Origin of the sequence: Rhodopirellula sp. P2 (assembly GCF_028768465.1) — a bacterium.
Classification (GTDB): domain Bacteria; phylum Planctomycetota; class Planctomycetia; order Pirellulales; family Pirellulaceae; genus Rhodopirellula.
In genome coordinates, this window is the sequence record NZ_CP118225.1 from 6,039,922 (window position 1) to 6,054,406 (window position 14,485).

At 58.5% G+C, this 14,485-nt stretch carries 10 protein-coding genes; 5 read left to right on the forward strand and 5 right to left on the reverse strand.

Annotated elements, in window-relative coordinates; translation table 11 throughout:
* Positions 1 to 49 precede the first annotated feature (49 nt).
* The gene (locus tag PSR62_RS21275; protein WP_047817449.1) at positions 50 to 1,057 is read left to right on the forward strand and encodes a PIN/TRAM domain-containing protein; all 1,008 of its coding nucleotides are present in this window, start codon (positions 50 to 52) and stop codon (positions 1,055 to 1,057) included.
* 118 nt (positions 1,058 to 1,175) lie between these two features.
* Entirely contained in the window at positions 1,176 to 1,505 is a 330-nt protein-coding gene (locus PSR62_RS21280) for a co-chaperone GroES (protein WP_274404992.1), read from the forward strand.
* Between the two features lie 34 nt (positions 1,506 to 1,539).
* On the opposite strand, the gene PSR62_RS21285 is transcribed toward PSR62_RS21280, so the two are convergent.
* Genes PSR62_RS21285 through PSR62_RS21295 form a run of 3 tightly spaced genes read right to left on the reverse strand, consistent with a single transcriptional unit; the run spans position 1,540 to position 5,542 of the window.
* Positions 1,540 to 2,466, reverse strand: coding sequence for an ABC transporter ATP-binding protein (locus PSR62_RS21285; protein WP_274404993.1), 927 nt, complete (start codon positions 2,464 to 2,466; stop codon positions 1,540 to 1,542).
* Positions 2,463 to 5,165, reverse strand: coding sequence for a hypothetical protein (locus PSR62_RS21290; protein ID WP_274404994.1), 2,703 nt, complete (start codon positions 5,163 to 5,165; stop codon positions 2,463 to 2,465). Before PSR62_RS21290 ends, PSR62_RS21285 begins: the two co-directional genes overlap by 4 nt.
* A 50-nt stretch (positions 5,166 to 5,215) precedes the next feature.
* Positions 5,216 to 5,542: a DUF6793 family protein gene (locus PSR62_RS21295; RefSeq protein WP_047817350.1), complete on the reverse strand. Its 327-nt coding sequence runs from the start codon at positions 5,540 to 5,542 to the stop codon at positions 5,216 to 5,218.
* A gap of 1,873 nt (positions 5,543 to 7,415) precedes the next feature.
* Here PSR62_RS21295 and PSR62_RS21300 point away from each other — a divergent pair.
* The 3 genes from PSR62_RS21300 (at position 7,416) to PSR62_RS21310 (ending at position 12,693) form a co-directional block, all read left to right on the forward strand.
* The gene (locus PSR62_RS21300) at positions 7,416 to 9,101 is read left to right on the forward strand and encodes an L-lactate permease (protein ID WP_274404995.1); all 1,686 of its coding nucleotides are present in this window, start codon (positions 7,416 to 7,418) and stop codon (positions 9,099 to 9,101) included.
* 237 nt (positions 9,102 to 9,338) lie between these two features.
* Entirely contained in the window at positions 9,339 to 11,096 is a 1,758-nt protein-coding gene (locus PSR62_RS21305; protein WP_338020239.1) for an FAD-dependent oxidoreductase, read from the forward strand.
* A gap of 172 nt (positions 11,097 to 11,268) precedes the next feature.
* Positions 11,269 to 12,693: a BNR-4 repeat-containing protein gene (locus PSR62_RS21310; RefSeq protein WP_443217454.1), complete on the forward strand. Its 1,425-nt coding sequence runs from the start codon at positions 11,269 to 11,271 to the stop codon at positions 12,691 to 12,693.
* A 966-nt stretch (positions 12,694 to 13,659) separates the two neighbouring features.
* Here the strand turns inward: PSR62_RS21310 and PSR62_RS21315 are convergent.
* Both PSR62_RS21315 and PSR62_RS21320 read right to left on the reverse strand, forming a co-directional pair.
* A complete protein-coding gene (locus PSR62_RS21315) occupies positions 13,660 to 13,902 on the reverse strand; it encodes an addiction module protein (protein ID WP_274404998.1) in 243 nt (80 codons plus the stop codon).
* Positions 13,903 to 14,025: 123 nt separating this feature from the next.
* A complete protein-coding gene (locus PSR62_RS21320) occupies positions 14,026 to 14,403 on the reverse strand; it encodes a protein-tyrosine phosphatase family protein (RefSeq protein ID WP_274404999.1) in 378 nt (125 codons plus the stop codon).
* Positions 14,404 to 14,485: the final 82 nt, after the last annotated feature.

The window sequence follows — 14,485 nt, forward strand, 5'->3', positions numbered from 1 at the left end:
CCGTCCCCGTTTTTGCTGAAGCGGCGTTTTGATCAACGCCGCACCCACCATGGCACTGATTGTCCTGCGATTCATCTTTTTGCTGTGCGCCGGAGGCGTTTCAGCAATCATCAACACCTCTCTGCCCAGCGGCGGGTCAGAGGCAGTTCCTTGGTTGACCTTCGTCGCCATCATGGGACTGGCAGTGGGGATTGTGGTGCTGGACATTTATGTCCCGCGGAAGCGGATCGACACGATCACCTCGGTTTACTTTGGGGTTCTGATCGGTGTCCTGCTGACGTTCATTCTGACGATCGCTGCCGCGCCGTTGATCGAGATGACCAGCAACCTGCGAGTGTTCCAATTGGTTGTCGGTTTGGTGCTGTGCTATGTCTGCACGTCGGTGCTGCTGCAAACCAAAGATGACTTTCGGTTTCTCATTCCCTATGTGGAATTCGTCCGCGAAGTCAAAGGTTTCAAGCCATTGGTGCTGGACACCAGCGTCGTCATCGACGGCCGAATCGCCGACTTGGTCGCCACGGGAGTTTTCGACAACCAACTGATCATGCCGCGGTTTGCACTGAGCGAATTGCAGGCGATCGCGGACAGCAGTGACAAACTGCGTCGCACTCGCGGTCGCCGCGGACTGGACGTGCTCAACCGTTTGCGTGCCGACGAGAATGTGGACCTGCAGATCTTTGATCGCGAATTGCCGGAACTGGCGGGGCAAACGGTTGACTTGAAGTTAGTCCTGTTGGCCAAGCACCTGGAAGGCAAAGTCGTCACCGGTGATTACAACTTGAACAAAGTCGCCAAGGTCCAAGGCGTTCCGGTCATCAATCTCAACGAGATCAGCAATTCGTTGCGACCAGTGTTCTTGCCGGACGAGTCGTTCCGGTTGCGAATCATCAAACCCGGCGAAGGGCCTGAGCAAGGCATTGGTTACTTGGACGATGGCACGATGGTTGTCGTCGAAGGTGGCCGTCACAAGATCGGGCAAGAGATTGATGTGCGGGTGACCAGCACGCTGCAGACCAACGCTGGCAAAATGATTTTCACGAAAGTGGACGGTCGCTAAGACTCGTTCGCAATCGGCCAGAGAAACAATCGCGTCGCGGCGCAGGTCCCTCGCGACGCCCAGGGATTCATCGCGAATCCCCCAACGATCCATCTGAATGTGCTCTTAAGAAACAGACATGGCAAAAAAGAAAACCGCGCCCAAAGTATTTGAATATGTTGAGCCGATCGGTGATCGGGTGCTTGTTCGAAAAGACGAACCCAAACGCGAAACCCGCGGCGGGATCGCGCTGCCCGATGCAGCCGAGATTCCCACGATCACGGGACGCATCGTGACGATCAGCACCGTGGTCGAAAACGACGAGGAGTTGCCTCTGCGTCAGTACGACAAAATTCTGTTCCACCCCAAGAACGCGATCCCGGTGGATTTGGAACACGACAATCAGCTGTTCGTGGTTCCCGTGGATGACATCGTGGCGGTTTTTCGCCGTGACTCACCGGACGAATGAGTCGTGCTGGCCACTTCACTGGCCATTGTGAGCTCTAGGAAACCAGGCCTTCGGTGACACTCATGAAGACATCCTCGAGCGTCGGGTCTCGGTCGTAAAACGATCGCATCTGAACCCCTTGGGCGATCAAGTGATTCAGCAATGTCGCCAGCCCCGCATCGTCGGTTTCCAACTCGGCGATCACGCGGTCGGGACGCAACTCCAGGTCTCGCAGCGCGGGACTGCTCCGCAGAATTGAGATCCCGGCTTCTGCGTTTTCGGTGAAGGCAATTTCGACCGTGCGGTTACGTCGAATCTTGCGATACACCTGATCAATGGGGCCACTCATCAGCAATTGGCCTTGTTCGATGATTCCAATCGAGGTGCAGCAGTCGGCCAGTTCGGTCAGGATGTGGCTGCTGATCAGGATCGTTTTTCCCATCCGGCGTAGCTCTTTCAACAACGCTTTGACCTCCACTCGGGCTCTCGGGTCCAGACCACTGGCAGGTTCGTCCAAGATCAACACGGGTGGATCGTGCACCAGCGTCTTGGCCAAGCACAAACGCTGTTTCATTCCACGCGACAAACCGTTGACGAAATCGTCTCGTTTGTGCCCCAGATCCAGCAGCTCAAGCACGTTGTCGATGATCGGTCCGCGTTGCGACCGGGCGATGCCATACGCGACCGCAAAGAAGTCCAGGAACTCCCACACTCGCATCCCGTCGTAGACACCAAAGTTGTCGGGCATGTACCCGATTGCCCGACGGACTCCCATGGGATCGTTCATCACATCGCAACCCGCCACCTCGCCACGTCCGCGAGTGGCTCGCAGCAGCGTCGCCAAGAAACGAATCGTGGTGCTTTTGCCAGCCCCGTTGGGGCCGATGAAACCAAACGTTTCTCCAGCCTCGATTTGCAGGTCGATTGATTCTACCGCGGTGAACTCACCGTAGTCTTTGCCGAAGCCTTCCAGGGTGATCATGGCGTTTCCTTCGAGGTGTCTGGTTCTTCGGTGTTGGGAGAGTTCGACCGTGCTTGTTCGCTGGCCCGCTTTTCTTCCTCCAGCTTTGTCGTGCGTGGTCGGAAGTCATCGGCCAAATTTTCGTCTGGCTGAGGCGTGTGCAGCGGCGAGTATTCCAGGTGAGCCAAGACGATCGTGTCAGCGTTCACTTGACTGCACTGGGGAGAAATTTCCAAACCGCCCCAAGCGGAGCTTTCGTCGGCATCGGCTTGGTCCGGCGGGATGCTGGCGAGTCGTCCCAGCAAGCGAGTGGTGCCCGGGGGAACAAACGAGCTTGTCAGGATTCGCTGCATGCACTGCCGGATCCCGAAATCGACTTCGGAGGCGACTCGAATCTGTTCGGCGGGTTGATAGGACAACGAGGGCGATTCCCCTGGCGCGACTCCTCCCAGCACAGCAATCTCGACTTTCGAAGTCGCGTCGTCCCCCAACGGACGATGGATCACGTAGACATCCGTCAAGTCCAAGTTGGAATCGTTGCGAAGTGTGCGGCCGTCTTGCGAAAGCGAAAGCGGGCCGCCGACCGAAACCATTTGTTCGGTGTGCACGGCGGCGAAGGAGTTGCTGCCGACCGCGATGCCGTCCAGTCGCGGGCCTGCTTCAAAACCAAGTTGCAGTGTCAGCCCATCGGAGCCGAACATGTTCGCGTTGCGTGAATCGGTCCGCCGAGAGGTCAGCATGGTGATCGCGGCGTCAGGGGTTTCGAATTGAACCGAGTAGTTGCTGGCCAGCGAGTTGTACAGCGCGATCGTGCGAGTCAGGTGCCCGCGATCGTGCTCCCGCGGAATTTCTAACAACGCCAGTTCGTTTCGGCTGCGTGCGAAGCCCATGTCCAGTTGCGCGGCGCGCGCGACCATGAAGGCACCCACCAAGGCAATCGGAATCATCGCCAGCCACGCCCACTCAAGTCGCCCCATCCATCGGAAGACGGCGTAGTTGAGGGGAATGAGAACAACCAAATAGATCAGCAAACTCTTCACGACCAATGACGAGTCGGGGATCGTGACTCCAATCCGTTCTTGCAGCGAATTTCGAAACGATGTCAGCACTGGGCTGTCGTCTTTCCAACCGCCCACGCCGCTGACTGGGTGCAGCAAGGTTTCTGAATCGAGCCGGTTTCGATAGTCCTTGGGTGATCGAACGGGGGCGCGTGGCGGTTCGTCGGCGGATGTGCCGGGTGTTGGCGATCCAGTGGCTGTGTTGCCGGACGTTCCCAGTCGCATGTCGCGGGTGAACAATCGAAAGCTCGAGTTGATCGATGGGGGGACATCTTCCAGCGTCATGCCCACCAGCTTTTGTTCGAAGGAGGGTTGATTGAGGACCGCTGCCATCTCCTCTTCGGAAACCGTGTCGATTTCATCTTCACTGAGGAACGGTCTTGGAACCATTGATTGGTAGGAATTGACCGTCCGGCATCGTCGCGGCGGCCGGGCGAGCACGGCGCTGTTGAAGAAGCTGTCGTAGGATTTCCAAGCGGTCATCCATTCGCTCAGCAGGTCCACTCGGCTGTGCACGATTCGCCCCCGCCCCACTCGGCGTTGATAGACCAAATCGCCATCGCCCAGAGAAGTCGCATCGGAGGCGGGCTGGCCGGCAACCACGACGGTGCTGCTGTCGCTGGTCAGCCTGGCCTGGATCGCTGGCAGTGATTCGTCGGTCGAGACCTGGTGCGACTTCAGAAAGGCGATCGCGTTGTCGCTGTTGATCTCTTCATTGCCGTCCGGTTGAATCGGCAACAGCGATTTCAGGTTTGGGTCCTCGATCGCGTCTGTTCCCGAGGGGCCGTTGACGATCAGGGTGCCGCCGAAGTGCACCCAATCCACGATGGCGTTGCGCTGCCCGGGAGTCAGAGCAGACGATGTCAGGTCGTCCCAGAAAAGCACCGCGGTGGAGGACCAATCCAGCATCGTTTCGGACAGGGGCAAGACGCCTTGCGTGGCCGGGATGACGATGCGGTAGTTTTCCCTTGGTCGATAGTATTCGTCGATCGCTCGCAGCGGTTCGACCCAGTCAGATGTCTGCAGGCGAGTGAATCGCTCGGATCGTTCGGTCAGCACCACAAAAAAGAAGGACTGGGTCGGCAATGCAGCAAAGATGCTTGGTCGCAAGGGCACGGAAGATCCGCTTCGTGACGAAACGAAGTCACCGTCGAGTTGAAGTCCTGCCAGCATCTTGCCGCCAGCTTCCGGAGCCAGGGCGCGGGTTTCCAATTCGCGACGTTGGCCGCGTGGCAGCACAGCAGGCCGGCGGACGCGGAAGGGCTTGCCGACCGTTCGAGCGGCAGCGTCCTCGAGGCTCTGTTCGATTTCTTCCTGTTCCACCGTGTCTGCGAACGCGTCGACGGGGCGAGTCAGTTTCGTTTCCGTCTGGATCACGCCGCGTTCGTCTTCACGGTTGCTCTTCAGTGCCACTCCCGCGGCAAACCAGTGCCCCGGTTTGATCGCACCGTCCGTGGCACCTTTGGTGCCCGCATCGGGTCGCGTCGCCGGGAAAGCCTTGGCGGAGCTGATCGTGAAGGGAGGCAGTTTTTGCTGCTCAACCTCTTCTTTGAGATCGACATCCCCTGCTTGGCGACAACCATCGCAGCCAGCGAGCAGAGGCACCAGCATCAACCACGCACACCACAGCCATGGGTTGGGGAGCGACGCTGGTTTCATCATGAAATCTCAATCGAAAAAGAAAGGATGCGGGGAGGGCTCGAACGAGTCCTTCACCATCCCATCACCATATTGGATTCGATCGCGATGCGGGCTTGTTCGAGGTCGCAGCCCGTTTCCATTCGGTACAAACGGATCGCGTTGACTTTGTCGCCCGCTGATTTGCTCAGGCAATCGCGAGCCGTCATGCACGGGTCGAGTGTGCGGTCGGTCAGCCCCAGAGCACCTTTGCTGATCACCCAAGAATCGCGAGGGCGTTTGGTCAGCCGCATCAGTTCGTCTTCGGGGTAGGCGTCGTCGACCACTTCGCGAGCGGCGTCTTCGTTTTCGGCCCAGGTGATGATGATGTGGGCGTCGGTTTCGATTTCGAACAAAGGCATGGTGGAGACGTTCGTTGGAGGAAAGGGCCGAGACGCAGCATGCGCTTGCTGGTCCTATATCCTAATCCACACCAGCACCGGGCTGTAGGTCCACCGCCAGCGATTCTCGCTCGCGGGTTGTGGCTCACCTCCGTCCCGACAGGGACGACATGTTGTCGCCACGGGCGTCAGCCCGTGGAAACAAACTCCCCAACACCCCACCAAGCCCTGAAGGGGCGACAGGAGTCAATCCGCCGGCACCACCTGCCGTCCCTCCAGGACTTCGCCGATTCGTTTCCCTCGATACCCATCGGCTGGCGCCGATGGCTACATCCTGTCGCCACTTCGTGGCTGGTGCGCGGAGGCATCCGATCGACCCGATTTCGCGATCGAACTCCATTCCAATTGGACGACACACAGTCCTCGCGACTCACCTCCATCCCGACAGGGACAACACGTTGTCGCCACGTCTCAACTCAGTCCCGACAGGGACGACATGCTGTCGCCACGGGCGTCAGCCCGTGGAAACAAACTCCCCCAACACCCCACCAAGCCCTGAAGGGGCGACAGGAGTCAATCCGCCGGCACCACCTGCCGTCCCTCCAGGACTTCGCCGATTCGTTTCCCTCGATACCCATCGGCTGGCGCCGATGGCTACATCCTGTCGCCACTTCGTGGCTGGTGCGCGGAGGCATCCGATCGACCCGATTTCGCGATCGAACTCCATTCCAATTGGACGACACACAGTCCTCGCGACTCACCTCCATCCCGACAGGGACAACACGTTGTCGCCACGTCTCAACTCAGTCCCGACAGGGACGACATGCTGTCGCCACGGGCGTCAGCCCGTGGAAACAAACTCCCCCAACACCCCACCAAGCCCTGAAGGGGCGACAGGAGTCAATCCGCCGGCACCACCTGCCGTCCCTCCAGGACTTCGCCGATTCGTTTCCCTCGATACCCATCGGCTGGCGCCGATGGCTACATCCTGTCGCCACTTCGTGGCTGGTGCGCGGAGGCATCCGATCGACCCGATTTCGCGATCGAACTCCATTCCAATTGGACGACACACAGTCCTCGCGACTCACCTCCATCCCGACAGGGACAACACGTTGTCGCCACGCCTCAACTCAGTCCCGACAGGGACGACATGCTGTCGCCACGGGCGTCAGCCCGTGGAAACAAACTCCCCAACACCCCACCAAGCCCTGAAGGGGCGACAGGAGTCAATCCGCCGGCACCACCTGCCGTCCCTCCAGGACTTCGCCGATTCGTTTCCCTCGATACCCATCGGCTGGCGCCGATGGCTACATCCTGTCGCCACTTCGTGGCTGGTGCGCGGAGGCATCCGATCGACCCGATTTCGCGATCGAACTCCATTCCAATTGGACGACACACAGTCCTCGCGACTCACCTCCATCCCGACAGGGACAACACGTTGTCGCCACGTCTCAACTCAGTCCCGACAGGGACGACATGCTGTCGCCACGGGCGTCAGCCCGTGGAAACAAACTCCCCCAACACCCCACCAAGCCCTGAAGGGGCGACAGGAGTCAATCCGCCGGCACCACCTGCCGTCCCTCCAGGACTTCGCCGATTCGTTTCCCTCGATACACTCGCGTCCACCGCCAACGCCCCTCTCGCTTTGATTTTCACGTTGCCCGCTCATGACCGCAGATTTGCAACCGTCCCACCCCCCAGAGCCTGCGCAACTTCGCCGTGACGTACCCTCCATCCATGGGCGATGCCCTTGTCTATGATGTTCATGGCAGATCGCCAATCAAATCAATCGACAAGACCCAACTTCAAAACTTGCAATGCGTCCCAGCCCATCAACAGTCCATGATCCGACCGGTCTGTCACCGAAGGGCTCGCGTCCTTGGGGGCAACACTGATGCTCGCACTGGTCGCCTTGTTGCCGATTCTGACCGTGGGTGTGTTGCTGGTCGGGCTGCGTTGGCCGGCTGCTCGCGCGATGCCGGTCGCGTTCGTCTTGACCGCCGCGCTGTCGATTTTGGTTTGGCAAGTCCCTGCTCTACAAGTTGCGGCGGCAGCGTTCAAAGGCGTGATCATTGCCGTCAGTCTGCTGTTCATCGTCTTCGGCGCAATTCTGCTGCTGGAATCATTGACGGTCAGCGGCGCAATCAGCACCATCCGGTCGTCTTTCAGCAACCTCTCGCCCGACGCCCGGGTTCAAGCCATCATCATCGCTTGGTTGTTTGGATCGTTCATCGAAGGAGCGGCCGGTTTCGGCACCCCGGCGGCCGTCTGCGTCCCGCTGTTAGTCGGGCTGGGATTCCCAGCCTTGGCGGCGGTCTTTTGCGGCATGATCATTCAAAGCACACCGGTCTCGTTTGGAGCGGTTGGGACACCGATCTTGGTCGGGGTGGACAAGGGGTTGTCCGGGTCCACGGCGGCACAAGCACTGGCGGTCGAGCAGGGGCTCGTCCCCTGGTCCGAATTCCTGCACTTGATTGCAGTCAAAGTCGCAGTGCTGCACGCAACCGTCGGCTTGTTCATCCCGCTGATCATGGTTTGTGTGCTGACGCGAACATTTGGTGCCAATCGTCGGTTTTCGGAAGGCTTGGCAGTGTGGCGATTTGCTCTGTTCGCCTCACTTTCCATGACGGTGCCGTACGTGCTGACGGCGGTCCTTCTGGGACCGGAATTCCCTTCGCTGATCGGGGCGTTGGTCGGTTTGACGTTGGTGACCACGGCCGCTCGTCGCGGTTGGATGATGCCACGGGACGGGAAGGTGTGGACGTTCGCGGAATCGTCCACCTGGCCGCCTGAATGGACCGGCCCAGCGTCAGAAACGAAAACGGAACTCAATGCAAATGCACCACTGACTGCCAGTCGCGTCCTGCCGACCTGGTTGGCTTGGACGCCCTACCTGTTGGTCGCGGTGCTGTTGTTGCTCACCCGTTTGGTGCCGCCCGTGACGGAAGCCATTCGCGCGTTGGCGTGGAATTTCGATTCGATCTTCGGTTGTTCGTCAGTCAGTGTTCGCATCGAACCGCTGTATCTGCCCGGATCGATTTTCGTCTTGGTCTCGCTGCTCACCATCGCACTGCATCGAACACCAATCGAGGCAACGCGATTGGCCTGGCGTCGCAGTTTTCGAATGATCGCTCGGGCTTCGATCCCGCTGCTGTTTTCAGTGCCAATGGTCCAAGTGTTCATCCATTCCGACGGCGGTCGAGAGGGAACGCTGGACAAGATGCCGATCGTGCTCGCGACGCAAGCCGGGCATTGGATGGGCGACGGATGGCCCTTGGTCGCACCGCTGGTTGGTGGGCTGGGCGCATTCATCGCCGGATCCAACACGTTCAGCAACATGATGTTTTCCGAGTTCCAATTTTCGGTCGCGCAGCACATCGGCAACGATCCGACTTGGGGTGTCGCACTGCAAGCGGTTGGCGGTGCAGCCGGCAACATGATCTGTGTTCACAACGTGGTCGCCGCCTGCGCGGTGGTGGGCTTGCTCGGACAAGAAGGCCTGGTGTTACGTCGCACCCTGCCCGCATTCCTCTACTACACGCTGTTCGCCGGTCTCATCGGTTGGATCATCTCTGGATGATTTCCTGGCAATGAGAGCAGCAAAGGTCGGGGTGAACGAGCGTTCAAACACTCGTCGATCAAACGGGCTCCTCTGTCGAAAACCCGTCCGCCGAAGAGGCTATGATGCCGTGCTTCGTACCGTTTCTTCCTGTGGAGTTTCAACATGAGTCGATTGGTGTGGCTGGTCGGGGCCATCATTTTGCTTTCCGGTTTCAAGGCACCCCCAGCAGTGGCCGCCGATCCGAAGGTGGACGTGGTGGTGTACGGTGCCACACCTGCCGGCATTGCAGCAGCGGTGGCGGCCGGCAAATCGGGTCGATCCGTCCTGTTGGTCGAACCCACCAACCGCATCGGTGGCCTGGTCACCAGTGGATTGTCCCACACCGACTTCCACTCTCTGGAAAGCCTCAGCGGGGCGTTTCTTGATTTCGCGAATCGCGTAGAGACCCACTATGCCGAAACCCACGGCCCCGAATCGCAGCACGTTCAAGATTCTTACCACGGCACGTTTGGCGAACCCAAAGTCAACCTCGCTGTGTTCCATGCGTTGCTGGACGAACAACCCGGCGTCGAACTGATCCGACAACATGTGCTCACGACGCTGAGTCTGAAGGAATCGAAACCGCGAAACCGGATCGAATCAGCGACCTTGGTCGATCCTCAAGGCAACACGCGGACCGTTCGCGGCAGCGTCTTTGTCGACGGCAGCTACGAAGGCGATTTGATGGCGATGGCGGGAGTCCCCTGGCGCGCCGGCCGCGAGGGTCGCGATGAACACGGGGAATCACTAGCGCCAGAAACCGCGGACGATCAACTGCAAGCCTACAACTTTCGCTTCATCATGACCCAAGACGAAACCAACCGGGTGACTCCGGTTGCTCCGCCTGGTTACCGACGCGAAGAATTTGTGGGCGTGCTGGATGCAATTGAGTCGGACAAAATCCAACGTGTGTTCGACTATCCGAGCAAGTGCATTTTCAAGGCTCATCAGCCCGTGCTACCGGGCGGCAAGTACGACATCAACGATGTCTCGCGAGGCTTGGTGCGATTGTCATTGCCAGGCAAAAACCTTGGTTGGCCAGACGGCACACCTGAAGAACGCCAAGCGATCTATGCCGAGCATCTGAGAGACCAAGTCGGCCTGCTGTATTTTCTGCAGAACGACTTGGAAGTTCCCCCTGAGTTTCGCGAAGAAGCCAAACAATGGGGATGGTGCCGGGACGAATTCCTGGACACCGATCATCTGCCACCACAACTGTATGTGCGTGAAGCCCGCCGCATGCAGGGCGTCCACGTTTACACTCAGGCGGACAGCGAGTACGCGGCGGAAGGCACTCGGGCGAAGTTTCATCCCGACTCGATTGCCATGGCGGACTATGGAAACAACTGCCACGGAACCCACCACGAAGGTCCGCGATTCGGCGGCAAACACAGCGGTGAGTTCTACAACCCGGTGCCGCCGTATCAGATTCCCTATGGAGTCTTGCTACCCAAGGAGGTCAACAATTTGTTGGTGCCGGGGGCCGTGTCGTCATCACACGTCGGCTTCTGCGCGTTGCGTTTGGAGCCGGTTTGGATGTCGTTGGGACAAGCCGCCGGACATGCAGCGGCTCTGGCCGTGCAGCGCGACCGCCCCGTGCAACAGGTCGATATCTCGGAACTGCAGCACCACCTTCACGCGGACGGTTCTGCCACGATCTATGCCAGCGATGTCTTGCCGAACTCGCCTGACTTTGTCGCCGTCCAGTGGTGGGGCGCCGCTGGTGGATTGCTGAAACTTTATCCGGAGGGCACACCACGAAAACCACGTGGGAAGAGACTGCACGGGCAGTACAGCGAGGCCGCTCCGTGGCACGCAGTCGAACTGGACAAAACGCTGGACCCCGAACTGGAACAACGCTGGCGTGCGTTGGCTGCGTCGATCGGCGTGCCACTCGCCATTCTACCAAAGGCAAATGGCACCACCACGCGAGGCGATTTCATCCACGCCGCGGCAACGGCCGCACGTGAATAAGCAGGTCGGCTGGAATGATCAAGCACAACCATGTGAGCCGTCTGGGCGTTCGCCCCGGTTGTGCGTGAAAACCGTGGCTAGCGCCAACGGCTCACATACCCGATGACACCTGCCTACCTGTTTAGCCACCAACCTCCCCACCTAAGAAAGCACCATGAAGACACATCTCGGAATGCCCACCATGCTGATCGCACTGGCTTCGCTCTTTTGGGCTGACTTTGCCAGTGCCGAAGAACCGGTGACCTTGAACCAGAAAGCCGATGGCTATCGAGGCATTTGGTACATGAACCAGCCCTCGGGAGATGAATACGTTTACAAGTACAGCGGCGGGCTGGGGACCTACTGCGCCAAACACAAACCGTTTGCGATCCACTGCGAACAAGTCAACAAGACATTCTTCTGCTTCGGAGGCGCAACGGCGGGCGACAGTCGCAAATTGCTTCACATGGTTTCTTACTTCGACCACGAAACCAACACCGTGCCGCGTCCCACGATCCTACTGGACAAGCAAACCGACGACGCGCATGACAACCCCGTGATTTCCATCGACGACGAAGGTCACATTTGGATCTTCTCAACCTCCCACGGACAATCGCGACCTTCCTACATCCACCGCAGCAAACGCCCCTTCGACATCAACGAATTCGAATTGGTGGAGGCAACCCGCGCCGACGGAGACGACCGCACACCAATCACCAACTTTTCCTACATGCAGATGTGGCACTCGGGCAACGGCTTCCAAGCGTTCTTCACTCGCTACAACTACCCTGCCGCTCGCACGATTTGCTTCATGAACAGTCCCGACGGTCGCGAGTGGAGCTCGTGGCAAAAACTGGCGGCAATTGGGCAAGGGCACTACCAAGTCAGTGGCGTCGGCGCCTCCAAAGCGGGTTCGACGTTCAACTATCACCCGCAAGGCAAAGGCCTCAATTGGCGAACCAACCTGTACTACATCGAGACAGCCGACAACGGCGACACGTGGACGACGGTCGACGGCAAAGAACTGACGCTGCCCCTCAAGGATGTTCACAACCAGGCTTTGATCCACGACTACGAAACGGAAGGTCTGAACGTGTACCTGAAAGACCTTCGCTACGACACGAACGATCGACCAGTGCTGCTGTACATCACCAGCAAGGGTTACGAGTCCGGGCCGAAGAACGATCCTCGCACGTGGATGCTGGCACGCTGGACCGGTAGCGAATGGGAGCGTTCGCCGATCACCACCTCGGACAACAACTACGACATGGGAGAACTTTGGATGTTGGCCGATGATGATTGGCGCGTGATTGGCCCGACCGAATCCGGTCCTCAACCTTACAACCCTGGCGGCGAAGTGGCGATGTGGAAGAGCGTCGATCAAGGAGCGACGTGGACCAAGTTGCGGCAAATGACAAATGGCAGCGAGATGAACCACACCTACGTACGCCGAGCCCTCGACGCACATCCTGACTTCTTCGCCATCTGGGCCGATGGCCACGGACGAAAACCGTCGCACTCCCACCTGTACTTTTCCAACGCGGCGGGTGACGTGTTCCAACTCCCACGGAACATGACGTCCGAAACAGCTCAGCCAACACGTGTTGAGCTGAAGTAACGTCACGGGCAACACCCCAGCGGCAGCCCCCAACTGCAGCAATCCAACATCACGCTGTCGCAGCATCCAGAGAAGATCGACAGAGCTCACGCCACCGTGGAAGTCTTTGCGGGTGCCAAAGAGCGAAGTTGATCGCGAAGCGACTCGCGTAAACACCATGTTCAAGTGAGCCGCTTTGCGGCGGGTTGGCAGCGACATCGGACTGGACGATTGAAATGAGGTTGTTGCGGGATAGAATGTGGGTCCGCTACACCGAGACCGCGTGCGATGACTCACCTCACCGAGTCGACGGCGTCACGATCGTGATGCTCTTGAACACCCAGGGTCGGCAATTGAAGGAATCAAGGTTCCTTGGATGGTGCAAGCTTCGCCGATGTCATCGCCCCCCACGACCTGATTTGACTGATCCGTTTTGCGATTGATTCGTTCTGCGCCCGGGGAAGGTGTGTCTTCTCAGTGGCGAGTCGATTCAAAAACACTGCCAATCGTTGGTTTTTTCGCCGTTTCAGTTCGCTGTCCCCACGCCGAATCTAAAAATACTAGGGGGCCCTGACAGCAGGCGGGATCACTTCCACGCAGCACTTCTTGCCCCCAGGGGACGCCACAAAGCGACTCGCCTTGAACAAGGATTTGGGTTCAGGCTCGTACCTCGCTGACCCCAAATCCTAAATAGTTGTGCGGCCGGAGCGCTACCGGCCGCGACAATATCCGGGACGGCGTTTTGCATGGGCAACTGCAATGACAACGATACGATCGTCGTTAACCCGAAAAACTATTTGAAACGGAAACTTGATGACGCTGCAGGATTGGTGCCGATCGTCAATGCTGACGAACCGTTTGGAATCGCCCATGATTGACGCAACCGCTACATCAACTGCCACCCAAAAGTTGCGAGCAGCTCTCAAACTTCGTTCGGCGTACCATTCGGCGGACTCGGAAAGTTCAATTGTCGCATCAGGGTGAAAATCAACCTGCATCGCGGACACCGTGTTTGTCAAACAATCGGGCGCGAATCGTTGACCAGCTTTCAGTTTCGACAGTTCCAGCGTCAATCTCATTGCTGCGGCGGTCGATCTCAGCAAGCCACTCAGGTGAAAGACGTGGTGGATGGTCGTCGGGAACCGACGAGGCCAAGTCGTCGATCAGTCGAAGACGGTCGTCGATCGGCAGTTGCGTAGCGTTTGCAAGAATGTCTTGGTATTGGGTCATGGCTAGGTCGCTTAACGGAAGGTTTTTACGTCGCCGCCCTAAACGAAGCGTACGACGTCTAAATTACAGAGAATTGTACCAAAGCCGGCCCGGGTGACCAAACGGGGAAGGTGTGCCGGAGGCCTAACGTAAAAACCATGTTGGCCGCCGTACGCTGGGGAAAATGCCAGCCACATCAGACCAAAGTTCGCCCTTGATTTCCAGTGACTTGATGTCGGCGATGCGCTCGAGGGCGAGTTCTGGTGCGATGTCGAGATGACACGCGAGCGCATACGCGGCAATCGTTGGCGAACGAGACATGCCAGCGGAACAGGCGACGATTGTACGAGTATCGGTGTGCAGCAGATCAACGAGCGATTGAACCGCCAAACGAAGGGTAGATCGTTCATTGCCGCCGCCGTCGTTGAGCGGGAAGCGGAGGTAGAGTAATTGCCGTGGAAGTTGAGCGGGCGACTCCTCGAACGCGACGTCAACAACCGCAGTGATGCCCGCGTCGAACAACGGACGAGGTTCACGAACGTCAAACGCGTGGCCAAGCCAAAGCAGATTGGGATGAAGCTCGTGCAACAATGATCTCGTGCGG

What these genes read in the sequence shown, in the direction of transcription:
- PSR62_RS21310 (WP_443217454.1), top strand. Translation starts at nt 11,269, where the DNA reads ATGCCCACCATGCTGATCGCACTGGCTTCGCTCTTTTGGGCTGACTTT.
- PSR62_RS21290 (WP_274404994.1), bottom strand. Translation starts at nt 5,165, where the DNA reads ATGATGAAACCAGCGTCGCTCCCCAACCCATGGCTGTGGTGTGCGTGG.
- PSR62_RS21295 (WP_047817350.1), bottom strand. Translation starts at nt 5,542, where the DNA reads ATGCCTTTGTTCGAAATCGAAACCGACGCCCACATCATCATCACCTGG.
- PSR62_RS21280 (WP_274404992.1), top strand. Translation starts at nt 1,176, where the DNA reads ATGGCAAAAAAGAAAACCGCGCCCAAAGTATTTGAATATGTTGAGCCG.
- PSR62_RS21285 (WP_274404993.1), bottom strand. Translation starts at nt 2,466, where the DNA reads ATGATCACCCTGGAAGGCTTCGGCAAAGACTACGGTGAGTTCACCGCG.
- PSR62_RS21315 (WP_274404998.1), bottom strand. Translation starts at nt 13,902, where the DNA reads ATGACCCAATACCAAGACATTCTTGCAAACGCTACGCAACTGCCGATC.
- PSR62_RS21300 (WP_274404995.1), top strand. Translation starts at nt 7,416, where the DNA reads ATGCTCGCACTGGTCGCCTTGTTGCCGATTCTGACCGTGGGTGTGTTG.
- PSR62_RS21275 (WP_047817449.1), top strand. Translation starts at nt 50, where the DNA reads ATGGCACTGATTGTCCTGCGATTCATCTTTTTGCTGTGCGCCGGAGGC.